Annotated in this window: 12 protein-coding genes; 6 read left to right on the forward strand and 6 right to left on the reverse strand. The window is 35.9% G+C overall.

The features are described 5' to 3' along the window. Window positions 1-29 precede the first annotated feature (29 nt). Window positions 30-5,186 carry a translocation/assembly module TamB domain-containing protein gene (locus A3EM_RS0107910; RefSeq protein WP_020527655.1) on the reverse strand — a complete coding sequence of 1,719 codons (5,157 nt, stop codon included), beginning with the start codon at window positions 5,184-5,186 and terminating at the stop codon, window positions 30-32. 317 nt (window positions 5,187-5,503) lie between these two features. Here A3EM_RS0107910 and A3EM_RS0107915 point away from each other — a divergent pair, with 317 nt between their 5' ends. From A3EM_RS0107915 to A3EM_RS0107925, 3 genes are all read left to right on the forward strand, one after another. Continuing rightward, window positions 5,504-6,340: a sugar phosphate isomerase/epimerase family protein gene (locus A3EM_RS0107915; protein ID WP_020527656.1), complete on the forward strand. Its 837-nt coding sequence runs from the start codon at window positions 5,504-5,506 to the stop codon at window positions 6,338-6,340. A 35-nt stretch (window positions 6,341-6,375) separates the two neighbouring features. Then, a complete protein-coding gene (locus A3EM_RS0107920) occupies window positions 6,376-7,707 on the forward strand; it encodes a Gfo/Idh/MocA family protein (RefSeq protein ID WP_020527657.1) in 1,332 nt (443 codons plus the stop codon). An 83-nt stretch (window positions 7,708-7,790) separates the two neighbouring features. Next, complete coding sequence (locus A3EM_RS0107925) at window positions 7,791-8,990, forward strand: PHP domain-containing protein (RefSeq protein WP_157637784.1); 1,200 nt, start codon at window positions 7,791-7,793, stop codon at window positions 8,988-8,990. A 99-nt stretch (window positions 8,991-9,089) separates the two neighbouring features. On the opposite strand, the gene A3EM_RS0107930 is transcribed toward A3EM_RS0107925, so the two are convergent. Further along, entirely contained in the window at window positions 9,090-9,590 is a 501-nt protein-coding gene (locus tag A3EM_RS0107930; protein WP_020527659.1) for a YciI family protein, read from the reverse strand. A gap of 358 nt (window positions 9,591-9,948) precedes the next feature. On the opposite strand from A3EM_RS0107930, the gene A3EM_RS0107935 reads away from it, so the two are divergent. Then, a complete protein-coding gene (locus A3EM_RS0107935; protein ID WP_169513338.1) occupies window positions 9,949-12,228 on the forward strand; it encodes an ABC transporter permease in 2,280 nt (759 codons plus the stop codon). A gap of 132 nt (window positions 12,229-12,360) precedes the next feature. Here the strand turns inward: A3EM_RS0107935 and A3EM_RS0107940 are convergent, their stop codons facing one another. After that, entirely contained in the window at window positions 12,361-12,894 is a 534-nt protein-coding gene (locus tag A3EM_RS0107940; RefSeq protein WP_020527661.1) for a hypothetical protein, read from the reverse strand. 573 nt (window positions 12,895-13,467) lie between these two features. Next, window positions 13,468-14,124 (reverse strand): LuxR C-terminal-related transcriptional regulator, encoded by a 657-nt coding sequence (locus A3EM_RS0107950; RefSeq protein ID WP_020527662.1) that lies wholly within the window; start codon window positions 14,122-14,124, stop codon window positions 13,468-13,470. 233 nt (window positions 14,125-14,357) lie between these two features. Between A3EM_RS0107950 and A3EM_RS0107955 the strand changes: the two genes are divergently transcribed. After that, window positions 14,358-17,195 (forward strand): two-component regulator propeller domain-containing protein, encoded by a 2,838-nt coding sequence (locus A3EM_RS0107955; protein WP_020527663.1) that lies wholly within the window; start codon window positions 14,358-14,360, stop codon window positions 17,193-17,195. Between the two features lie 254 nt (window positions 17,196-17,449). Beyond that, complete coding sequence (locus tag A3EM_RS0107960) at window positions 17,450-17,875, forward strand: energy transducer TonB (RefSeq protein ID WP_020527664.1); 426 nt, start codon at window positions 17,450-17,452, stop codon at window positions 17,873-17,875. Between the two features lie 97 nt (window positions 17,876-17,972). Here A3EM_RS0107960 and A3EM_RS0107965 read toward each other — a convergent pair whose 3' ends face one another. Beyond that, window positions 17,973-20,519 (reverse strand): SpoIIE family protein phosphatase, encoded by a 2,547-nt coding sequence (locus A3EM_RS0107965; protein ID WP_020527665.1) that lies wholly within the window; start codon window positions 20,517-20,519, stop codon window positions 17,973-17,975. A gap of 59 nt (window positions 20,520-20,578) precedes the next feature. Beyond that, window positions 20,579-22,903, reverse strand: coding sequence for a TonB-dependent receptor plug domain-containing protein (locus tag A3EM_RS0107970; protein WP_020527666.1), 2,325 nt, complete (start codon window positions 22,901-22,903; stop codon window positions 20,579-20,581). Window positions 22,904-22,958 lie beyond the last annotated feature (55 nt).

The following is a 22,958-nucleotide window of genomic DNA, read 5'->3' on the forward strand; positions in this document are numbered from 1 at the left end:
ATTGAAGGTTTGCTAATTATTTAATAAGATTATTTCTGGGTTGAACTGGCTGCAGATTCATTTTTCAATTCATTTTCCTCCTCCTTTAATCCCAGCTTTTTGATCAGGTTTTCGATCTTCTTTTCCCTTTTGCTCTGTTTCTCTTCTTTTCCCCATTCCCGAAAATCTTTCACCATGATAAAGGCAATTCCCATATTTACCAATTCCCCATCGAAAGTATCGTATGAATTTTCTCTAAATCCTTTTAGCCGATAGCGGCCGTCCTCTGTGAGTTTGTAAATTATGGCGACATCTGCATCTATGCCTGAGGATTGTTTTTCATTGGGATTTTCTTCCCCTTCCAAATCAAAACTTCCCCCAACCTCAATTTCAAGTCGGTCATTCATAAATTCTTTTGAGACTTTTACATCGAGCTCGGTTTTAGTTTGGGCCTGTCCTCCGGAATAATCATCATAAGTATCGAGACCGAAACTTAAATCTACACCCTGAATGTATTTTCCGGAAAGTTTATTGAGTTGGTCAGCTAACATGCCATTCACACTATTTCTGGCTGCAGAAGTGGCCATGCTGGTTGTGGATTGATTAGAAGCCACCGGAACTTCGGAAATAAACCCACCCAATACCAATAGGGCAAAAACCTGTTGGTTTCTTTTAGATTCGTAGTTGGGATCGTCCAACATGTTCAGTTTGTTAGCCACTGTGGGATATTTCACTCTGTATTCCTTTTCCAGCCCTATTCCAAAGCGGATATTAGGCTCCATGAGTTCTCCATTAATATCAATTTCTACCGTAAAGGGTAATTTCTGTCTATAGATATTTTGCTGGCTTTCATCATTACCAATCTCATTGGCTATCAGCTCAAGGGAGGAGGTTTTCACTTCATACAAACAGGAAATATTGGCCTCGGCATCCAACACATCCCCTGTCCAGCTGATAAAACTTCCCTCTGCAATTTGAAATTCCTTTTTCACCAATCCATAAAAAGAAAGCAAATATTCCCCACGGGTAATTTCATACCTTCCTGTAAGCGTCATGTTTCCACTTTTGTTCATCAGAAAGTTTAGATGGCCTCCACCCACTACCTTGGCGTAATCTCCGGACTTTGGATCGATTACTACACCAAACTGAGCTTCTTTATCAATATCAATTACCGTATTAAGTTCAATTCCTGTGAAGGTAGGAATGATAGTATCATTGGCGGAAATTGTCGGGTTGAAATTGTAATTAAAAGTAGTATCTCCTGCTTCACTTACGTTTCTGAATTCCACAATATCTTCATCGGAAATCATATCAAATTCTTCAGGAGGAAGAACATAAGTCATATCTGTGCCTTCATCTATAGAAATATTTCCTTTCACTACGGGTAAATCCATGTTACCGGTAATATCCAGGTCAGTTCCCATCACAAACTTCCCATAAAATTCATCATTATCTTCTTTGGTGCTGTTTATCACCTGAAAATCTTTGGCATTAATATTCAGGTCAAAATCAAAATCTGTATAATTTTCAGTGATTAAATATCCATCTACACTCAGCTTGTTATCTTCCCGGTCCTTTAAGGTGAAATTCTGAAATTCTATTCCTTGTTCATCCAACACAATTTTTTCATTATCCATTTTAAATAAAGTGTTGATCATGGTAGGATTTAAAGTAGCTTCTCTAAAGTTCAACATCCCGGTGACAAATGGCTTTTGAGCGGTTCCTTGAGCCTCTAAATTTCCGGTAATTAAACCATTCATTTCCTTCAGGTTGCCAAGGGTGAGCGGCTCAAGTGTTTTTAAACTAAGTTGATTGATATCCACATCGAAATCAAAAATTCCTTCAATGGACTGATAAATACCAGCTATCTCCAGATCATTCTTATCATTTTTCAAAGCCATATCTATAGCGATATTGTGGTTTTCTTTATCGTCAGCGGAGAGACTTAATGTACCCAAATCAGCTTCAAGAAGGGCAAAATCAGTAATTTTAGAATCAACACTAAAATAGGATGAGGAGTCGGATGTCTGGTTCAGGTTTAAATCCAAATCGAGCATTCCGGTAATTAACTGGGTGTTGTACTTAGTGGTTTTGATGAGTTGAAAAAGATCGGAAAGATCAATGTTTTTGAGGTTCAGGTTTGTAATTTCCTCTTCTACCGCAAAATTGATAGCCGCATTTTCATGTGATATTTCTACGTATTCTGTTCTCAACCCTTCATCACTTATGTAAATGGCATTTTGTTCATTTACAGTCCAGGGATTATAATTCAGAATAAATTTTTCAGGCAGGAATTTAAATCGATATTCTTTTTCCAGCACTTCCAGATCACCTTCAATCTGATATTTATATTTCTTTTTTTCATCTTTCATTTTAAAACCCAGGGCGAGTTTTCCATTTCCCACGCTACCTCCAATTTCCGGATAAGCCACCTGAAAAGAATCAATGGTGAGTTGGGAAAAGCCAACATTAAAATCGAGAATATCCTGACTTGTTTCCAATGCTACCAGAAAGGAATCAACTTCAATATCGGCATAATTTACTTTCGGAATATCAATATTGACGTCCAGTTTATTCTGATTACCCAAATAGGCTCCTTTTATATCTCCTATTTGAATTTTTTGAAGGTCTGGTACCAGAATGTCAGTTATAAAATCTTCTTCCAGAATCTGTACTTCAAAGTCAAAATTTTTCTCATTGAGCATTTCTTCCAAAGAATCTGAAGGATTGAGAAACCGGGAATAGGCCGCTTCTGCCACTTCCCCAAATTCCAGCAAATGAAAAGAAGCGTTGAGGTCAACGGTCATAAAATCAGAGATCAAATTAATATCTGATTTTCCTGGTTTTAGTGTAAAATCAAGGTCGGTGGTTTCAATGGGATATTTCCTTTTATTGGATACAATTACCAGTTCTGAAGCCTTCAACATTCCGTCCATAAAAGTGGAGTCCCGTAGGTGTACTTCAGAATTAATTTTTCCTTTAATGGAGGTTTCCGCCTGTTGTAAATTCAGCGCAAAAAAATCGATATTTCTTAAATCTATATCCAGGTAAAGTGCTGTATCTTTCTCCTGCATAGAAAGGCCAGTGGTGAATGAAAAATCGAGGGGTTGATTTTTCGAAGTGATTTCCGCATTCAGGGAATCACCAAAATAATTGGCTAGAATGTCTAAATCCCTGTAATTGTATTGGTTGTAAAGAAACTGGATGATGGAGGCCTCTAGTTTTATATTGGGTTTTTCTGTGGTAATATTTTTTCCTATTACTTCGGCATTTAAGGAAACAGGCCCTATAGTTTCATCTTCTAAAAACTCACCAAATTTAAAATCTTCCAGGTCGAGATTGAAGTCAAGGAAATCGGTGTTTCTGGTAGTGTCCATTTCAAAAGAAGTGATGGATCGAATTAAACCAAAATTGGAATGAAATCGGGTTTCTGCTTCCAGACTATCTGGTTTTCCCGAAGCACTAGCCTGCAAATTGATGAAGCTGGGAAGGTTTAATGGATTGGTAATGGAAGTATCATTGATAATGGCCAGTAAGTCCTTTTGGGTGCTATGGAGAGAATCGATATAGTATTCAAACCTTAGGGCATTAATATCAGGCAAGCCTTTTACCTCTCCGTGGCTAATAAATTTAGTCTCATCGAAAGTATAAAAGTTAAATTTTTCCAGTTCAAAATCACTGATTTTTCCCGTTCCTTTAATATCAAGAGCAATATTTTTCTCCAAATTTCCACCTATGGTTGGCACACTGTCCAGGTCGGGCGCAAAATAAATCAGATCTTTGAAGAAGAGTTTCGTTTGGTCAATTTCAAAATCCAGCAAAATGTCTTCTGGTTGAGCGGTGAGGGATTTAAGATCTGGGTAAGTAGCCTTTAAATTTGCATGGAACTCACTATTGAAAGTAAGGAGTTCAAGGTTTTGAAGGGCTAATTTCTGATGGTTAATAGAAAATTGTGTAGCTATGTTGTTGATGCCAAAACCACTTTTTTCCATTACAGAAAAATTTTCCAGAATAAATTCTACCTTTTCCCTGTCGGCCAGCAGATGCCTAAACTCAAGGCTGAAATTTTTAAATTCAATATGAGAAGGATCAAAACCCTTGTTTACTGGTGTAACATTGTGATCATTATATTTAATGGTGTTGTTTTCCAGCTTCAACTCATTCATTTTTACAACCCAGCCGAAATCTAAAGAAATCGGTGAAGCAGATGCTGTAGAATCCAAAGAAATATCACTTTCTGCTATTTGAAGCTGAGATGAATCTTGAACAGGTAACATTGCCTGATCGAATTGAACCAGGGAATTTTTCAAGTTCAGTTTACCCAAATTCAGCTCCTGTTTATTCAGGTCAATTTTACCGGGAAGAAATGCCAATTCATTCAAATTAAGTAGCAGATTCTGGCCAGCAGTTTTTTCCTGAAATCTGAAATTGATGTCTTGAAGATTTAGTTCGGTTAGCCCCAGATGTGGTAAAGCTGACTCATCTTCGATAGAGGGACTTTCAGTTTTTTCTTCTTCCAAAGGTTGGTTACCAGTAGATTTTTCTCCTAGTACTAAAGAGGATTTTATGCCATTAATGCTAATTTGATCGACCAGAAAAGTGTTTTCCAGCAAAGAAGTCTCCTCAAATTCGATTTCCAGTTCATTTAAATGGAAATCGAAATCAGTAGCTTCCAGATAGTCGGAATAGGTAAAATTAATTTTTGACAGGATAATATCATCAATTCCTACATCAAAGGAGCTTTGAGCAGTATCTTCCACGGTGGTTGTATCTTCACTGGAAAATGCATCAATTACAAATTGGTAGTTGAAATTCGTGTCATTTTCTATTCTATAAATATGACTTGTCAATTGTTCCACAGAAAAATAGTCCACCTGAGCTCGGCTATTAAACAAAGCATAAAAATCTAGATTTACGGCAATTTCCCCTGCATATAATAAGGTATCCTTTTGTAAGTCTTCTATATAAATGCCTTCCAGGGCAACAGCTTTAGGAAAGTTCAATTTAATCCCTCCAACTTCTACTTTGGTTTTTAGGGTTTCTTCCAAATAATTGGTGGCCGTTTGGGTAAGGTAATTCTGAATGTAGGGAATACGAATGAGTATGACTAGCAACAGCAGGAGGGATATAACCGCACCAACTATCCATAAAAATACCCGGAAAAGCTTTTTAAGCCAGTTAGGTAATTTTTCAGTTAATTTATCCATGCCAATAATTTAGTGCTAGTTTTTACTTCTAAGTTCAAGAGTAAATGTTATAATTAAAAAAATTACAGGTTAAAATTGTTTCAACTTTTTGAAATTTTATTTGATTATTTTTTTTGGTAATTTTTCAGGGATTACTCAAATCCATCTAATTCGAAATTAGAATATCCGGGTTGAGCGAAAGGTAGGTAGGCAGGTGTTTCAAAATTTGTTCTTCTTACAAAGTAAAGAGATTTAACTTATTTCTTTAATTAAGACTTCATAAAATATTTGGTTTAGTACAATTGAACTAAAAAAAGAGTGCGAAAAAATTGTAAATAATGAAAAGAAGAAAATTTATTCACCATTCCGCTTTGGGAATGGTTGGCCTGTCAATGGCTACCCCACAAAATTGGTTCTTGGGAAAAAAGAGGGAATTGGGGATTATTCTCAATACTGTGAAGAAGGAAATGGAAGAGAATCCTGAAAAAACACTAGAGCAACTGGCTGAACTTGGGTACAATTATGTAGAAGGAGGAGTTTATGGCAAATCAGCAGCCTCATATGGAAAAATACTGAAAAGTCTGGGGTTAAAATCAATTGCCGGAGGAGCGGCTATGGGGAACTTCGAAAAAGACCTGGGTAAGTATCTAGATCAGGCGAATGCCTTAAATTATGCCTATATTGTTTGCTATTGGCCGTGGATGAGTTCTGCCACAAATCTGACTTTGGAAGAATGTAAGAAAACTGCGGAACGGTTGAACAGAATTGGCGAAAAGGTAAAAAAGGAAGGGTTCCGGTTGGCCTGGCATAATCACGATAAAGAATTTGCTGATATTGGCCAAATGGATAAACCTTTTGATGTATTGATGAAAAATACTGACCCGGAGTTGGTGACAGTGGAAATGGATTTGTATTGGGTAAAAAAAGGAAATGCAGATCCTGTGGACTTAATTAAGCGATACCCAGGAAGGTTTGAATTATTCCATGTAAAGGACATGGATTTGACATCTGAAAGAAAAATGACTTGTGTAGGAGAAGGGAAAATTAATTTTAAAGAAATCTTTAAATGGAGTAAAAAAGCCGGATTAAAATACCCCATTGTTGAAAATGAACAAAGCACAAATGGTATTCAATGTGCAACCATAAGTTATAAAAGTACCTTTACTGCATTGTAGCTCATGAAAATTACTCACTTTACTCAATATTGAAAATGAAAAACTCAAGAAGAAAATTTCTACACCATTCGGGATTGGCAATTGCCGGAAGCAGCCTGGCTTTTCCCCACATTCTAAGTGCTAAAAACTGGAAAGTTGCTCCAAGCGATCAGGTAAATGTGGGGCTAATAGGTTGTCGACAAAGAGGATTTGCGGTATTAAAAGATCATTTGACCATGCCTGAGGTTAATTGTGTAGCGATATGCGATGTGGATGAAAATGTGCTTAATGAAAAGAAAGCTGAATTGAAAGACAAATACAATCAAGATCCTAAAGTATATCTCGATTTCAGAAAATTGCTTGAACAAAAAGATATAGATGCTGTGATTATTGGTACACCAGATCACTGGCACTGTTTACCCAGTGTCTATGCCTGCCAGGCAGGGAAGGATGTCTACGTAGAAAAACCCATGGCTAATTCTATTGCGGAATGTGATTTAATGGTGGCTGCGGCTAATAAATACAACAGGATAGTCCAGGTGGGCCAACAGCAACGAAGTGGTGAAGTTTGGAATGCTGCAATGAAGGAAATCTGGTCTGGCAAATTAGGTAAATTGAGGAGAGCTAATATTTGGGCAAATTTTAATTATGGCTTAGGGCCTAAAAAAGTCTCAGATACTCCTGCTCCTAATGGAGTTGACTATGATTTTTGGCTGGGACCGGCAGCGACTCTGCCTTTTAATGATTCCCGATTCCATGGGAGCTGGCGCTTTTTCTGGGATTATGGTGGAGGTTTAATGACTGATTGGGGAGTCCATTTGATTGATATGGCACTTTGGGCCAGGAAAATAGAAACACCACCAAAATCGGTGCTGGCCTCCGGAACTCATGGAGAATTTAGTGACCGATCCACAGAGACCTTTAATACTATGTCGGTGCTTTTCCCCATGGAAGATGATTATTTAATTCAATGGGAGCATACAGCAGGGACACAAAATGGTCCCTATGGCAGGTTATATGGAATTGCCTTTGTTGGTGAAAATGGAACTTTAGTCGCAGATAGAAGAGGTTGGGAAATATATCCGGAGTGGGATAATGCTAAAAAAGCTAACAAAATAGAAGAATCAAAATTTAATTCTGAAGCCAACTCTACCGTGTTGCATGCTCAGGACTTTGTAAACTGTATTAAGACCAGAGAACAGCCTTCCTGTAATGCGGAAGTTGGTAGAAATGTGGCACTTTATGCTCATTTTGCCAATATCGCACTTCGTTCAGGAGCCTATAAATTGAATTGGGATGTGGGAAAAGGCAAATTTGATCACAAAGCGGCCAATAAATTCATCACTCCGAAATACAGAAGTCCCTGGGAGCTGCCAAAAGCGGTTTAATTTTTAGTTAAATATCAGGATTCATTTTGGAACAAAAAAAATAATGCTGATTTTAGGTTTTAAACATTAAAACCTAAAAACTAATGCCAATAGTCATATTTTTTCTCATGCTTTTAATTTCCCATACTTGTTCGGCACAAACTGTTGAGGGAAAATGGTACAAGGGAAATCTACATACCCACTCTTATTGGAGTGATGGAGATGCCTTTCCTGAAATGATTATGGAATGGTATAAAACTAATGATTATCAGTTTGTCGCCTTATCCGATCACAATATTTTTCAGGAAGGAGAGAAGTGGATAACAGTGCCTAAAATGGAAGTTTACCAAACTGCTTTCCAAAAATATTTGAAAAAATATGGAGAGGATTGGGTGAATTATAAAAAAGATGATGAAGGTTTTCAGGTGCAATTGAAAACACTTCAGGAATATCAACCCCTGTTTGAGGAAAAAGGAGAATTTCTTATTATTCCATCGGAAGAAATTAGTGATGAATATGATGGCAAACCCATCCATTTGAATGCCACAAATGTGCAGAAACTTATACCACCACAGGGAGGGAAAAGTGTAGCCAATGTGATGCAGAAAAATATTGATGCCGTTTTAGCTCAGCGGTCTGCCACAGGTACACCAATGTTTCCTCACATCAATCATCCTAATTTTCATTATGCGATTTCATTGAAAGACATGCAGAAATTAAATGGAGAGCGATTTTTTGAAGTTTTCAATGGACATCCCATGGTGAATAACTATGGTGATGAGGAACATATCGGAACTGAAAAAATGTGGGATTTGATAAATAAATCCTACCTGAAAAATGACAAACCACTTATGTTTGGAATCGCTACAGATGATAGCCATAACTACCATGTTTTTGGTGGAGAATATAGTAATTCAGGAAGAGGCTGGGTAATGGTAAAGGCGGAAAGTTTAGATGCAGGATCTCTGATAGTCGCAATGGAAGAAGGAAGTTTTTATGCCAGTTCTGGAGTAACTTTACAAAAAATTTGTTATTTGAAAAATAAATTGTCAGTTGAAGTAAAAGTTGAAGAAGGGGTAAATTATGAGATTCAGTTTATCGGAATTGAAAAAGGGAAAGGTGGCCCAAAAATCTTAAAAACTGAAAAGGGGCAATCCGGGACCTATCAACTGACTGAAGAAACTACATTTGTCAGGGCAAAAATCATTTCCGATAAAGAAATGAAAAATCCGGTATTAGAAAAAGACAAAGAAGCCGCCTGGGTTCAGCCAGTGGTGTATGGTGGGGAGGAGTTTGAGTTGTGATGAATGAAGTTAAATTAAAAGCCCTTCTTTCAGGAGGATTTTATCAAGGTTGATTGAAGTAACATAAATAAATCCATATCTAATTATCAACATTGTTGTCTACGGCTCCTTCACACTGATTTTTTCATGAATTTCCACAATTTGTTTTATCGCTGCGGAGCCGTACCAGGGGTGAAGTTCCATCACTAGTCGGCCAGCCTGAATGGCGGGATCTGATTCGGTTAAGGCCTTGGCTTCTTCTACGGTTTCTACATCGAAAATATAAATTCCCCGGAATTCTCCACTGTCCATAAAAGGACCGGCCAGTACCAATTTTCCCTCTTCAGCCATTCTGCCAATATTTTCCATGTGGGCTTTTTGAAGGTTGGCTGCGGTAACAGAATCCTGATCCCTATTGGGACCGGATTTTAGAAATGCCATCACATATTTTCGCATGCCATAGTCATCAGCACCTAATTTTTGGGCCAGTTCGGCATCATATCCCGAATTTTCAGCAACCTGGTTTGGCTGATTAGTTTCGGGTTGCGTGGCTTCTTCCTGCTTTGGACTGGTGCAGGAATAGAAGGAAATAATAAGCAGAATAGGAAATAGCTTGTACATGGGAATTGAAATTGATTGTAAAAAATTGTATTTCAATTTAAACAAAAACCCGGGTAGTCAAATATTTTTTAAATGATATTTTAAGCTGATGAGAAAATTAAAACATTCATTTGATTGAAGAAATAATTTTAATTTAATGGTATTTTGCCATTATTTTAATTGCGTAATCATGCCACAAACCATTTTTTATTTTATAAATTTAGGATAAACAGATTCAATTTTTTAAAAAGGATATTCTTCTTTCATTTTTTAATTTTAAAATCTTATGTATCAGCTCCTTTTAAAGGTTTTTTTAAGAAAGACTAGACGAAATAAGTTATTTTTTCTAACTAATTTTCTGTTACTTATTTCCGGAATTTTGTCCTATAATTTTTTGTGGAGCTACATTATTCATGAGTTGGATTACGATCAGTTCCATGAAAATGCTGAAAATGTCTATCGTATTCGAAATGACCGTTTTCAGGATGAAAACTTAGTAACAAAAGATGTAAAAACATATCCCGCAGCAGGTGCATTTTTGGAAAGCCAATTTCCAGAGGTGAAAAAATCTCTTAGACTTCATTCCTTTCCGGCATCTGTTTTTTATAATGGTCAGGAGCTCAGTGAGAAGAATTTTTACTATAGCGATCCAGAATTTTTCCAGTTTTTTTCTTTCCCGCTGCTATCTGGAAAAAGGAAGACTTGTTTAGAGGGAATGAATAAAATTGTGATTTCAAGTGCTGTTGCCAGAAAATATTTTAAAAATGAAAACCCAATCGGAAAGGAACTGGAAAGTATAGGGCCATTTGTGATTACAGGAGTTTTTGAAAAGAACAGTTCTTCTCATCTCGACATTGATTTTCTCGTTTCTTTTGAAACTTTTCTGGGATTTCAGGGGCAGGAAATGAATGAAGATTGGTATTTTTCCGACTTCTATACTTACCTCCTAATCGATGAAAAAGCAAATAAGGCAACTTTAGAGGGAAAAATTTCACATGCTTTGCTGCAGGAAATTTCTCAGAGAATAGCATTTGAGAGAAGAGAGGAATTTCACTTACAACCATTGACAGACATACATTTACATTCTAATTTTTCTAATGAAATTAAAGTTAATGGAAGTTTTCAGTTGTTGGTATTATTAGGAGTGATTGCTATTCTGGTTTTGGTGATTACTGCGATTAATTATGCCAGTTTTCTTTTCATTAAAAGTCTGGATGGAATAAAGGAAATCGGATTACGAAAAATTCTGGGGGCTAATAAAACCCAGATATTAACAGCTTTATTTCTGGAGTATTTTTTTCAGACTTTATTTGTTTTTGGCATTTCCCTGTTTTTGCTGGATTATGTGGCGAATCATTATTATTATTTATTTAACCTTCCATCAGACTTTTTTCTGTTTACACTGAAAGATAATCTGCTACTTTGGATTGGAATAGCCTTGCTTTTTCTGGTCATAATTGGCCTAGCCTATATTTATCCGGTGCTGCATTTAATTAATTATGAACCAGCAGCGGGTTTAAAAGGCCAGGTATTGGGATTCAGAAAGAATCTATTGGGAAAAGCGCTTCTGACTATTCAGATTTCCATTTTAGGAGGATTTTTGTTTTTTGGAATTTTAGTAATCAGCCAGGTGAATTTCCTAAAAAATAAGGATATGGGATTCAAATTAGAACAAACCCTTATAATTGACAATACTATGGGTGATTCCCTCCATCAGGTTTTTAGAAACAAGTTGCTTCAATTGCCAGAGGTAAAGTCCTATGCCAATGGAAGTGTAATTCCAGGCAATGATAATTGGTGGAAAATTAATTTAAAAAACCATTCTAAGGAGATTAAAAACTTTAGAATGGGAAGGGTTTCTCCAGAATTTTCAGTGGTCTTCGATTTCGAATTTTTGGCAGGAAGTGGATTTGGTGCCCATAAAGAGACAGACAAAGAGGGAGTTGTAGTAAATGAAGAAACCCTGAAAATTCTAGGCATAAAGCATCCAGAGGAAGCTATTGGTGAAAAAGTGAAATTTTCCAGATGGGAAAAGGAAATTATTGGGGTGATTAAGAACTATCATCATGCTTCCCTAAAAGAACCTTTCCAACCACTCGGATTTGTGCTGGCCAGCCGAAATGAACATTTCAAAGCGATAAATCTGGAAAGCCAGCATTTGCCTGAAACTTTGGATAAAATACAACAAACCTATAGAGAAACTTTTTCTTCAGGTGATTTTAATTATTATTTTCTGGATGATTATTTCCAGGAGCAATACAGAAATGAAGAAATTTTTATCAGGAATTTGCTGTTTTTTGCTGTGGTTGTCCTAGTCCTGGTTTTTGTGGGAATTATTTCATTTACTGCTCATAACATTAAAAACAGAAGAAAGGAAATTGCCATCAGGAAGGTGGCAGGAAGTTCATTATCTGGTATTGCTCATCTTTTTCTTAGGGACTTTATCTCTTTGGTGGTGACAGCGATAATTATTTCTTTTCCTGCTACTTTCTATTTTTCAGGGTTCTGGTTTGATAATTTTGCCTTTAAAATTGAAGTAAATGCTATGCATATTTGTGGTGCCTATTTTGTTTTATTTTCTGGATTACTAATCACCATTGTCACTCAGGTGTGGCTTTCTGCAAGAGAGAACCCGGCAAATGTTTTGGGTGAAGGGTAGCTGTTCTGATAATATAAATTATGATTCTTTTCTTCGGGGGATAAAAAAATATTGGTCCTTAAACTACTTTTAGAGTTGGACCAATATTCTTGTTAATTGTTTATACTTTGTTTTAATGTACTGTTGTTATGGTTATTGAGGTTGAATTTCATCGTCCAAAAAAATCTTCCCATTTATTTCAAGATTCAAATTCCCACTTATTAAATGTGTGATTTTAAACATAATATCCCCTTTACAATCCTTATATTGATGGGTTCCTTCAAGAATAACGGCATGGATTATTTCCTCAGTTCCAGTTTCATTTGTATACAGGTGTCCACCAAATCCACCTGAGATTTCTTCTCCAGAATTCGCTTTTATAACATAAGAACCATTTTGTACTATACTGCTATCACTGCTGATTTCAATAAATTTCTTATAATTGAGCTTTATTGATGCAATCTCCATTAGATTGGTGACTCCCTCTCCTTCTAAATCATATTTTAATTCCACATAGTGATCATTTATTTCCTCAAATTTTGAATTTGTCACCATATCGAAAGTGCCAAAAATACTAATCCCAGGGTTGACAATTACAGGTGGTTCTGGTGTAAATGTATCTTCTTCGCAGCTGAAAATTGCGGGCACAAACAGCAATAATAAAATGGAGGTTTTTAAAGTTTTCATGACTAATAAAATTTTGGTTAGAATTGATTTATATAAAAAATGGAAATTAATGCACTGATAATTAGGGTTTTAGGCAGAGGCTATTCTCCCATCTGGAATATTGTTTATATATTCACAGATAGTAATTTTCCTTAAGATTTTTTTGGACAGGGGAAAAAGTTTAATTCACTTTTTTTATTTCAGATGATCTCTGTGAATACATTTGAAAAAAAACACAATGAATTAATAGAAAACCCTTGACTAAGTTTTAACCTGGATAAAGGTTTTTGTTAAGAAGCTGAATATCTTTATTGGATTTTACCAATAAAAAATCTTGTTATTGCTTATCGTTGGAAAACCATCTTTAAAAAAGCTTAATTTGCCAGGCTTTTTTGATGGAAACAAGCGAATTGTTGGTAGATTAGGTAATTATTAGAAAATGAATTTTTAATCCATTTATTTATCTCAAATTTAATCAGGATAATTAGTTTAAAATATCAGAAATGTGTCAAACTTTTTAACACATATTCCATTTACGCCATTTATAGCTGGTAACAGTGAGCATTTAGACTCAATATAAAGGTCAATTATTCTTTATTCCTGTTTTTTTAAAATTCCTAATTCCAGTGCAAAATGGACGAAATCGGTGGGTGATTTTATGCCTAATTTTTTGATAATATTTTTTCTATGGGTATTAATAGTATGAGGACTAAGATTTAAATCATTGGCAATTTTTTGGGTAGAGTTTCCTTCTGCTACTAACTTCAAAACTTCAGTTTCTCTTGCAGAAAGGCTGGTAGGAAGGCAGTTTTCATTTTCCTCTTCCTGATGTTTAAATAATAGAAGGTCAAAAATTTTGTTGCAATAAAACTTTTCTTCCCGGCTGACTGCTAAAATTGCCGATTCTATTTCTTCCAGACTGCAATTTTTGGTAATATATCCTTTTACTCCTGCTTCCAGAACCTTTAAAATCTGCTTTTTATCATTATCGGAAGAAATAACCAGGACTTTTAGTTTGGGATATTGCCTGATGAGTTTGGCAAGAAAATCTGGCTTACAAAAATCTTCATAGTTATAGTCTATGATGAGTAGGGAATCGTTTTTGGTTCTAATTAATTCCTGAAGATTACTCGCTGAAATACTGTTTGAAATAAGTTTAAAAACTTTTTTTTGGCTCAGTAAATGGCTAATAGCCAAAAAAGTCAATGGCTGGTTATCTGCTAGTATTACATTGATGTGCTCCTTTGACATAAACCTTTGTTTTTCAATTTTCTTAGTTAGTAATCGAATCAGATAATACCTTTTCTTCGATTTGCATGAGTTTTTTTGCTAAAAATTTAAAGAAGCTAAACTAAATAAAGAATCGGATAATTAAAACATTATCTATAATAAATCTAAATAAAAATAATTAAGGGATTGCCCTGTTGTCTTTTTTTGTTTAATCAAAATTTGGTAACTTCTTTTGTGATAACATTTTTGTAAATATGGAAAGAAAACTTCTTTGGCAAATGCAGGCACTGCTCATTTGGATATTGATATTTATCCAACAGTGTTTATTTGCGCAAAAGAAGTTGGATTTCATGCAATTGCCTATCGAAGGCCTGTCCCATCCGACTGTAACTTGTATTTTCCAAGATAAAACAGGTTATCTCTGGCTGGGAACACTCAGTGGATTGAATCGATTTGATGGAAAAAATTATCTGGTTTTTAAAAATGGGGAAAGTTCCCAAAATAAATTTGTAAACGATCATATCACTGCCCTTCAGGAAGACAACGAGGGGAATCTTTGGGTGGGGACCAAATATGGTCTGTATAGATTTAATAGGGATCGTACAAAAATCAGGAGTTTTAATTCCGGGAATACCGCATTGCCAAACCAACAGATTGAAACCATTTTGAAGGACCATGAAGGGAAAATCTGGGTGGGTAGCTGGGGAGGTTTGAGTTATTTCGACACAGACACCGAAAAGTTTCACACTTTTTCAAATGATTCTACAAATAGTAAATCACTAAGTGGAAATGTGGTGAGCAAAATTATGGAGGACAGCCAGCGGCAGTTGTGGGTTGGGACGGCATTTTCTGGTTTAAATTTATTCCATTCAGAAAGTCAGACTTTTAAAAGATTCCAATATGAAACCCAAAACCCCACTACACTTAGTGGGAATAATATCAGTTCGCTTTATGAGGATGCCATGGGTAATATTTGGGTTGGTGCCCAGAATAAAGGGCTCAACAAGTATAATCCCAAAAGCGGAAATTTTACCCGTTATCAGAAGGAAGAAAAATCAGTCAGCCTGCCGAGCAATACTGTCTATTCTATTATTGAGGATGAGGAAGGGAACCTGATGCTAGGAGGGATGAATGGTGGAATAAGTCTTTACAATTATTATACAGACAATTTTTCCCGGTACGATACAGAAGGAAATTATAATCCATTTGGAAGTAAAGCCAGTGTGTATTGCCATTATAAACTGAATACGGGGGAAGTGGCTATTGCCACCTCTAATGGAGGGGTAAAAATTCAGAATCATTACACCAAAAACATAAGTCTTTTTCAGCACAATCCTGAAAACGAAAACAGCTTGAGCATGAATAATGTGGCTGCAATAGCAGAGGGCCAAAATGGGGAAATATGGCTGGGAACTTTAGGAGGAGGACTTAACAGATTTGATCCTGAAAAAGGACAATTTCAAAGCTTTCAGCAAACAGATGAATTTCATCAGAATTATTTGAAGGATAAAACGGTGAATTGTATTCTTCCGGAAGGTGAAAAACTCTGGCTGGGCACTTTAGAAAATGGACTAGTATTATTTCAACAGAATGAGTTTCAATATTTTGATTTAGGAAGTGACCATAATACCGTAACGGCATTGTTAGAGACTGATGAGGGTAATTTATGGGTTGGTACTGATTTGGGAGTCTATTTATTTGAAGTAGCGAAAGGTGAATTTAAACGTCCAGCGATGAAAAATATCTTTGCGGAAATGGGTAAAGTAGCCACTCTGAAAAGCGGAGCAGGAGGTTTCTTATGGATTGGAACAGAAACAGGATTATATAAAGTAGAGAAGCAAAATTTAAATATTCATAAGTTAGAACAATACAAAAAAAACCACATTAATTACATTTATGAAGACAGTCATGGGCGTTTATGGGTTTCTTCTCTGGGTAATGGATTGACCATTTTAAAAGAAAATATTGCTCAACCCGTGAAATTGGTGGAAGGCAAAGGAGTGTTCGAAGGAATTGTCTCCAATATTCTGGAAGATTCGGAAGGTTTTTACTGGATTACTTGTTCCGGAGGTTTGTTAAAATGCCAATGGAATGAAGAAATCCGGGAATTGGAAATTCTTAAAAAGTTTGATGAACACGATGGTCTTCAACCAGGGAGTTTTAATGCCAATACTGCAACCATTACCAAATCCGGAAAGATTATGCTTGGAGGACTTAAAGGTTTAAATATTTTTGATCCTATCCATTTGAAATATAATCCCAATCCACCACCTGTGGTGTTTACCTCAGTAAAAGCTAACGGGAAGGATTTGACAGTTGGTGAATTTTCTTCCCTGAATTTAAAGATTAAGGAAGCTTCCAGTCTGGATATTTCCTTTGCGGCCCTCAATTATATTCATCCTAATAAAAACCAATATGCATATAAATTGGATAATTATGATGAAAGCTGGCATTACACTAATAATGAAAGTCAGGTTTCATATGATAATTTGGAACCGGGAAAGTATTCATTTAAGGTAAAGGCTTCCAATAATGACGGGATCTGGAATGAGCAAGGAATTATCCTGAACCTGAATATTTATCAATCTTTTTGGCAATCCTCTTTATTTCAGGGAATTGCACTTTCTATGTTGGTCGTGCTCATGGGTATTTCCTATTTCTATTTTGATAATCAGAAAAAGCAAAAATCTACCTTCGCTTCTTATCAAATGTCGGATTTATCCGAATCTTCCTTTTCTTCCGAGGAAAAAGATCAAAAAAGCGAAGAAGCTGTTTTTTTGGAAAATGCAATCCTGCTTGTTCAGCAAAATTTGCCAAATCACGAGTTTTCCATAAATGACATGTGCATCGAACTTGGTGTTAGCCGAGCTCAATTGTTCCGAAAAATTAAAAAACTATCTGGACAATCCGTAGCTGATTTTATTAAAGGCATTCGGCTGGAAAAAGCGCGACAACTGCTGGAGAATGGTTCATTTTCCATAGGGGAAGTAGCTGATGAAACAGGATTTAAATCTCATTCGCATTTTTCCAGGTTATTTAGGGAAAAGTTTGGCAATTCCCCCTCTACATTTATTAAAAATAACAAAGCTTAGGCAAAAAACTGCAACTTGTTTTTCAACCGAGATTCACCCGGACTCGGTAATATTGTGCGTATTTAAATTTATTAACAAATCACCCCCAACCTTTAAAATTCTTTTCAGTAAATATCAACAAATACTTTTTGGCCTTATACCTTCCAGCTATAGTTATAAACAACCGTTTTTACAATTGATGGGCAACTGATCACCCATTACTAATACAATTCTAAAATAACACAATTTCTCATATCTATTTAATCGGTCTAATCATGGCACTACGTCTACATTTTGGAATTATAGCCCTTTTATTAATTTGTTTGGGTAATGCGGTTTCTGCACAGGAAAATACTTTTGCAAGTAATAAAAAAACTGATGGTTTCAAACCGAAGCAAACCTTAAATAAAAGCTTTGCCAATTCAGCGTGGTTAGTCAATTATTCGGAAATTAAAAGGAATATTGCCTATCCGGAAGCGTGTCGAAAAATGGGAATCGAAGGAACAGTAATATTAGCTGTTTTTATTTCTGCAGATGGACGTTTGAAAGAGCGAAAAGTCGTAAAATCTCCCCATCAAAAAATGAGTGAGGAATGTCTAAGACAAGTAAAATACATGCACTTGTTGCCTGCAAAGGATATACATGGCAATACTTATGACTCCTGGATTTATATTCCTGTGAAGTTCCATTTAGCCTTCTAAACAAAACATCAATTGTCAACCTAAAAAAGGAAAATATAAAGTTAAAAACCCAACTCTCAAAATTATGGGAGTTGCTTATTTTTTGTGGTAAAGAAAATTATAATCGGATACCCAAAAATGTGATATCATCACGTTGATCGGCCCCGGTCTGATGTTCATCTAATTCTCTTTCAAAATGTAATTTCTGTTCGTAAGTTGGACGTTTGGCATATCTTTCAATTAATGAACTTAGTCGTTTCGTACCAAATCGTCTTCTTTTATTATTAGCGGCATCGATGATACCATCTGTGGTGAGGTAAATCATCTCGCCTTTTTCTACTTCAAGTTGATGTACATTAAAAGTGTGATCAGCCTCTTTTTGCCAACCACCAATAGATTTTCTATCCGGAGAAAGTTTAGTGATTTTCCCCTCATTTGAGCGGTGGAATAAGGGACATTTGGCACCGCTAAATTTTAAATCAATTTTTCCATTACCCAAATCTTCCAGGCAACAAAGCCCTACGTCCATCCCATCTACATTATTGGAATCTCTTTGTTTTAAGGCTTCTCTTACACTGTAGTGAAGGGTTTCCAATATTTTTTCTGGGGAATAAATATCCTTTTTATTTACAATCTGATTAAGCAGTGTATTCCCAATCATGGACATAAATGCTCCAGGAACACCATGCCCGGTACAATCAACAGCAGCAATAAAAGATTTATTTTCCACTTTGCTAAACCAGTAGAAATCACCAGAAACCATATCTTTTGGTTTGTAAATCACAAAATGACTATCAAACACATCATCCAGAGTAGTTTCTGCCGGAAGAATGGCATTTTGAATTCTCTCCGCATATTTGATACTATCAGTAAGCCGGGAGTTTTTGTCTTCTAGCTCAGAATAGGCAGATTCAAGGTTTTGGTTTTGCTCTTTTACTTTATTCTCACTTTCTTTTAGCTTGGAAATTGCCTTTTTTAATACAACTTCACTACTTGAAAGCTTTTTATTTAATTCTTCCAGCTCCAATTGTCTTTGCTTCATGGCTTCCTGGGTGGCTTCCAGCTCTTCCATATTTTGCCTCAATTCCTCTTCACTCGACTGGAGTTCCTCATTTTTTTCTTTAATTTCCTGAGCCTGATGGGTTAGCTTTTTATTGGCCTTATTTCTTTGAACAAAACCATATAAAATAATCAGGACTACAAAGCCGGTTCCTATGATAATACCAATGAATATTTTTTGAGTTCTTTGTTCTTCTAAAAGCACCTGGTCCTGAAGCTTTTTTTCCGTTTCCAACAATTCAAATGCTTTTTGTCTTTCTTTTTCCTGCAATTCTTTCTCCCGGAGAGCGGCTTCCTGCAAAACTTTTTCCTGTTGAAGCGAGATCAATTCCTGGTCGCTTTTTTGTTTTTCCAACTGTTGGTTGGCTATTTGAAGTGCCTGCTGCACTCTCTTTTTTTCCAGCGCCTGATTGGCCAGTCTGGTTTCCTGTAATTCCTTCTCCCTGGTTACAAGGGCCAGTTGTTGTTTTTGAAGTTCAAGTTCTTTAGCTTTTTTCTCCGCTTCAAGTTCTGCCTGTTTTAAAGCAAGTTCCTGCTCTCTTTTTTTGCTGATAGATTCTTTTATCAGGTTTTCATTTTTTTCTGCCTCAATTTGTTTGGCAATAAACTGTTTTCTTTCCTCTTCTGCAGCCGCATCCAATTCATCATTTAATTTAATGTGATTTTTATATGCTTTTTGAGAGGCAAGAAAATCCCCTTCTGCATTGTATATCTCAGAAAGAATTTTATAACTGTCAACTAAGGTTTCTTTAGAGTTTATAGCTTCTCCAATTTCGATGGCTTCTTCAATTTCCAATTGGGCCTGAGGGTTATTTCCATTTAAATAATGAAGTGCACCCAAGTAATTGTAAACCTCTGCCTGACGAACAGAATCATTTTGAGCTTTATAAATTTGTAAGGCCTCCTGGTAACTTCGAATGGCTTCAGCAGTATTTCCTAAGAATAAATAGGAACTTGCTAAATTAATTTTAAAGGCTCCTTTCTGTTGGGAAAGAGGAAGGTTTTCTTCCTGATTAACTTGCTCCTGGTTAATTTCAAGGGCTTTGGTGAATTGAACCTTTGCTTCTTCTAGTTTATTCTCCTTTTTATACAAATACCCAAGGTTATTATGAGCTTTTGCAATTGCCAATTTATTATCAGAAAGTTGATTTTCATTTAAAATTTTTTCGTAATTCTTGATGGCCTCACCTACATTTCCATCTTCCAGTTGGAGGTCAGCAATTTTCTGGGTAAAAGTGTTTTGCTGGTTTTTACTATTATTTTTAATGGCCAGAGCTAATCCTTTGTTAAAGTTTTCAAGCGCCTTTTCATGTTGGCTTAATTTAACATAATTATCTCCAACTAAATCATAAATTTTCATATCTTCCTGAAAATTAACATGGTTCCCTTCTGTAGAAAAGGATTGCAAAAAGTAATCATTAGCTTTTTCCAGGGCTCCATCCAGTTGGAAATTATAGGCGATAAGTCGTGCTATTTTTGATTTCTCCTGAGTGGTTTCTGCATTGGAATAATTTTCCATCAAATCAGGTAAAGATTGTGCATTTACCTGAACAATAGAAAAGATTAAACTAAGTAAGCTTAAGATTCCGATTTTATAATAATTCATCTTATGACTGAATTTTTTATTTTAATTTTTTTAAACCTTATATTTTTTATGAACTAGGGTTATTTCAACTCAAAGTTTAATCCGAAATAGTAGGCTTGTTTTATAGGATCGGTATTATAATATTCTGGAAGATCAGAATTGGAGAGATCCCTTACTGAAGCAAAAAATGACACTTGTCGGTTTATATCGTAGGCAACTTTTGCATTTAATACAATTCTGTCTCCTGTTTCATATTGGTTTCTTATTCCATTTGGCTCATAGGATTGATTTCCCATAAAATACGCATTCAGATTAACTGAAAGGTTTTTCATCGGTCTGTAATTCAAGTAAAATCCACCGAACCACCCCGGAGTAGCAAGGTTTTCATTATCTTCTGTATTCTCAAAATGGGTATCCTGAGGTTTATCAGCAAAGAAAGACTGGTAAGCCTGAGTTGAAAAATATGGAGAATAGTCATTAATTGTAGTTTTTTGGAAAGTTGCAAAAGGTCTTAGCCAAAAGTTTTTTCCTGTGTAGGTTAATGAAAAGGTAGTTCCAATCTGCTCTGCAGTCATGGGCAAACTTCTAAATTTTTGGTTTACAGCTGCAAATGGTACGGAATAGGAAAGGTCTAACACAATATCTTCTTTTATAGAGGCTCTATGGTTTGACAATAACCCTCTAAAAATTTCCAAATCCAAGGATAATTTTTCTTTGATTTTAGCGCGGGCACCTACTTCAAAAATGGTTTGACTTATAGGAACTAAATCCTTGTTTCCACTGGTAATATTAAAAGCCGGCACATAATTTCCCCCTCCAATGTCAACTGAAGTAGGTTCAACCAGATTAACCTGAGAATCTATAATTGATTGACTTGAGTTTGCTTTGGCTACGTTTGCCCGAAGAATTACATTAGTATTTAACTTAAATGTGGAAGAAAAATGGTATGAGTAAAAAATGTCTTTATTCAGGTTAGAAAACTGGTCGGCTCTAATAGAACTTACAAACCTTAGTTTATCATTCAATAATCTATAATCTCCCCTTAGTGCAAATGCAGGATTATCAATCTTAGAACCAGGAGAAATAATGCTAAAAGGTGGAACAAAAGTTCTGGCCATTGCCAGTTCCAAACCCGATTCGAAGGGGAGGGAAGGATCAAGATTGCCTGTTACTGCATTTACTGTTTTATCAAAGGAATCCAGAATTCTGCTGTCATCTACATCGTGACTATACTGAGCTAAACGATAACTAAATGAAGGCGTTAAAGTCAGGTTTTTCAGTACTTGAACGGGATATTCTACATCCAGATCTAAAAAATCAAAATCATAAGTATAAATTATTCCTTTGATAGGATCCTGAGTTCCCTTTTGATAAGAGGCTTTTATTCTTCCATTAAAAATTCTGGTCTCGGTATCCATATACCAAGACTCAGAGGACATTTTTGTGATAGGGGTGGAAAAATTCGGGTAAATTACTTTATTAGAAAAAGTATTTTCATATCCGGATTTAAGGGAAAAAGAAACAGCCTTCACAGGTTTATATTCCATAAAAGCATTTACTCCCTTTTTATCAAGGGATACGTGGCTGTTTTGAAATATTTGATCGGCTCCCTGCTGGCTGGAAATAATTCCACTGAAATAATTAAGCTCATTCGCGGCTACGTATTGGGAATCGCCTCTTGAGAAATATAAATCATGGGTCCTTTCCCTGTACTCCCTGTTCCCAGAAACAATCACGGAAAATTTTTCGTTTGCCTGATAACCAACAGCCATATTGGCAATGGTAGAATTAAATGAACCCATTTGCACATTGGCATTGGCAAACAAGCCATCCTTTTTGGTTTTGTTGGTAATAATATTAATTACACCAGTTACTGCATTTGGTCCAAACATGGAAGCCGCAGGTCCTCTGACTACCTCTATTCTTTCAATGTCATTTAATCCAATGGGGAAGGCTTCCCAAAATGTATTTCCCTGCAAATAATTATATACAGGTCGTCCATCAATCATTACCAGAGATAATTTATTTAATCCATTTAACGCCCCCTCCGTTCCGTGTTTGGGCAACCAGTCCATTCCTCTAATTTGGATATTGTAAACACCATTGGTCATTTGCCTCACAATAACCCCTGGAACAAGTCTCATTGCTTCCATCACATTGGTTACTCCTGAAGCTTTAATTTCCTCTTTAGTTAATACTGAGGCTGATAGAGGGGCTTCAAAAAGACTTTCTGCTTTTTTTGAGGCGGAGACAATTTCCTGATCGTAGTTGGTTTTCCTTGGAATTTCAAGCAATTCATTCACATCTATCTGATAGGTGGGAACTTCTTTTTTTGATTCCTGGAAATTTTGTGAAAATGCAAAGTTTAGCTGGATTAGCAACACAATGGTAAAATACCTTCTCATATCTTTAGTTTTCAAAATATTTTTTGGAAATCCGAAAAAACTAATTTTAAATTGA

This window comes from Flexithrix dorotheae DSM 6795 (genome assembly GCF_000379765.1).
In the GTDB taxonomy this organism is placed as follows: domain Bacteria; phylum Bacteroidota; class Bacteroidia; order Cytophagales; family Flammeovirgaceae; genus Flexithrix; species Flexithrix dorotheae.

Coding starts and splice junctions, on each gene's coding strand:
- A3EM_RS0107950 (WP_020527662.1), bottom strand. CDS start 14,124: ATGTCAAAGGAGCACATCAATGTAATACTAGCAGATAACCAGCCATTG.
- A3EM_RS0107915 (WP_020527656.1), top strand. CDS start 5,504: ATGAAAAGAAGAAAATTTATTCACCATTCCGCTTTGGGAATGGTTGGC.
- A3EM_RS0107910 (WP_020527655.1), bottom strand. CDS start 5,186: ATGGATAAATTAACTGAAAAATTACCTAACTGGCTTAAAAAGCTTTTC.
- A3EM_RS0107930 (WP_020527659.1), bottom strand. CDS start 9,590: ATGTACAAGCTATTTCCTATTCTGCTTATTATTTCCTTCTATTCCTGC.
- A3EM_RS0107920 (WP_020527657.1), top strand. CDS start 6,376: ATGAAAAACTCAAGAAGAAAATTTCTACACCATTCGGGATTGGCAATT.
- A3EM_RS0107925 (WP_157637784.1), top strand. CDS start 7,791: ATGCCAATAGTCATATTTTTTCTCATGCTTTTAATTTCCCATACTTGT.
- A3EM_RS0107970 (WP_020527666.1), bottom strand. CDS start 22,903: ATGAGAAGGTATTTTACCATTGTGTTGCTAATCCAGCTAAACTTTGCA.
- A3EM_RS0107955 (WP_020527663.1), top strand. CDS start 14,358: ATGGAAAGAAAACTTCTTTGGCAAATGCAGGCACTGCTCATTTGGATA.
- A3EM_RS0107965 (WP_020527665.1), bottom strand. CDS start 20,519: ATGAATTATTATAAAATCGGAATCTTAAGCTTACTTAGTTTAATCTTT.
- A3EM_RS0107940 (WP_020527661.1), bottom strand. CDS start 12,894: ATGAAAACTTTAAAAACCTCCATTTTATTATTGCTGTTTGTGCCCGCA.
- A3EM_RS0107960 (WP_020527664.1), top strand. CDS start 17,450: ATGGCACTACGTCTACATTTTGGAATTATAGCCCTTTTATTAATTTGT.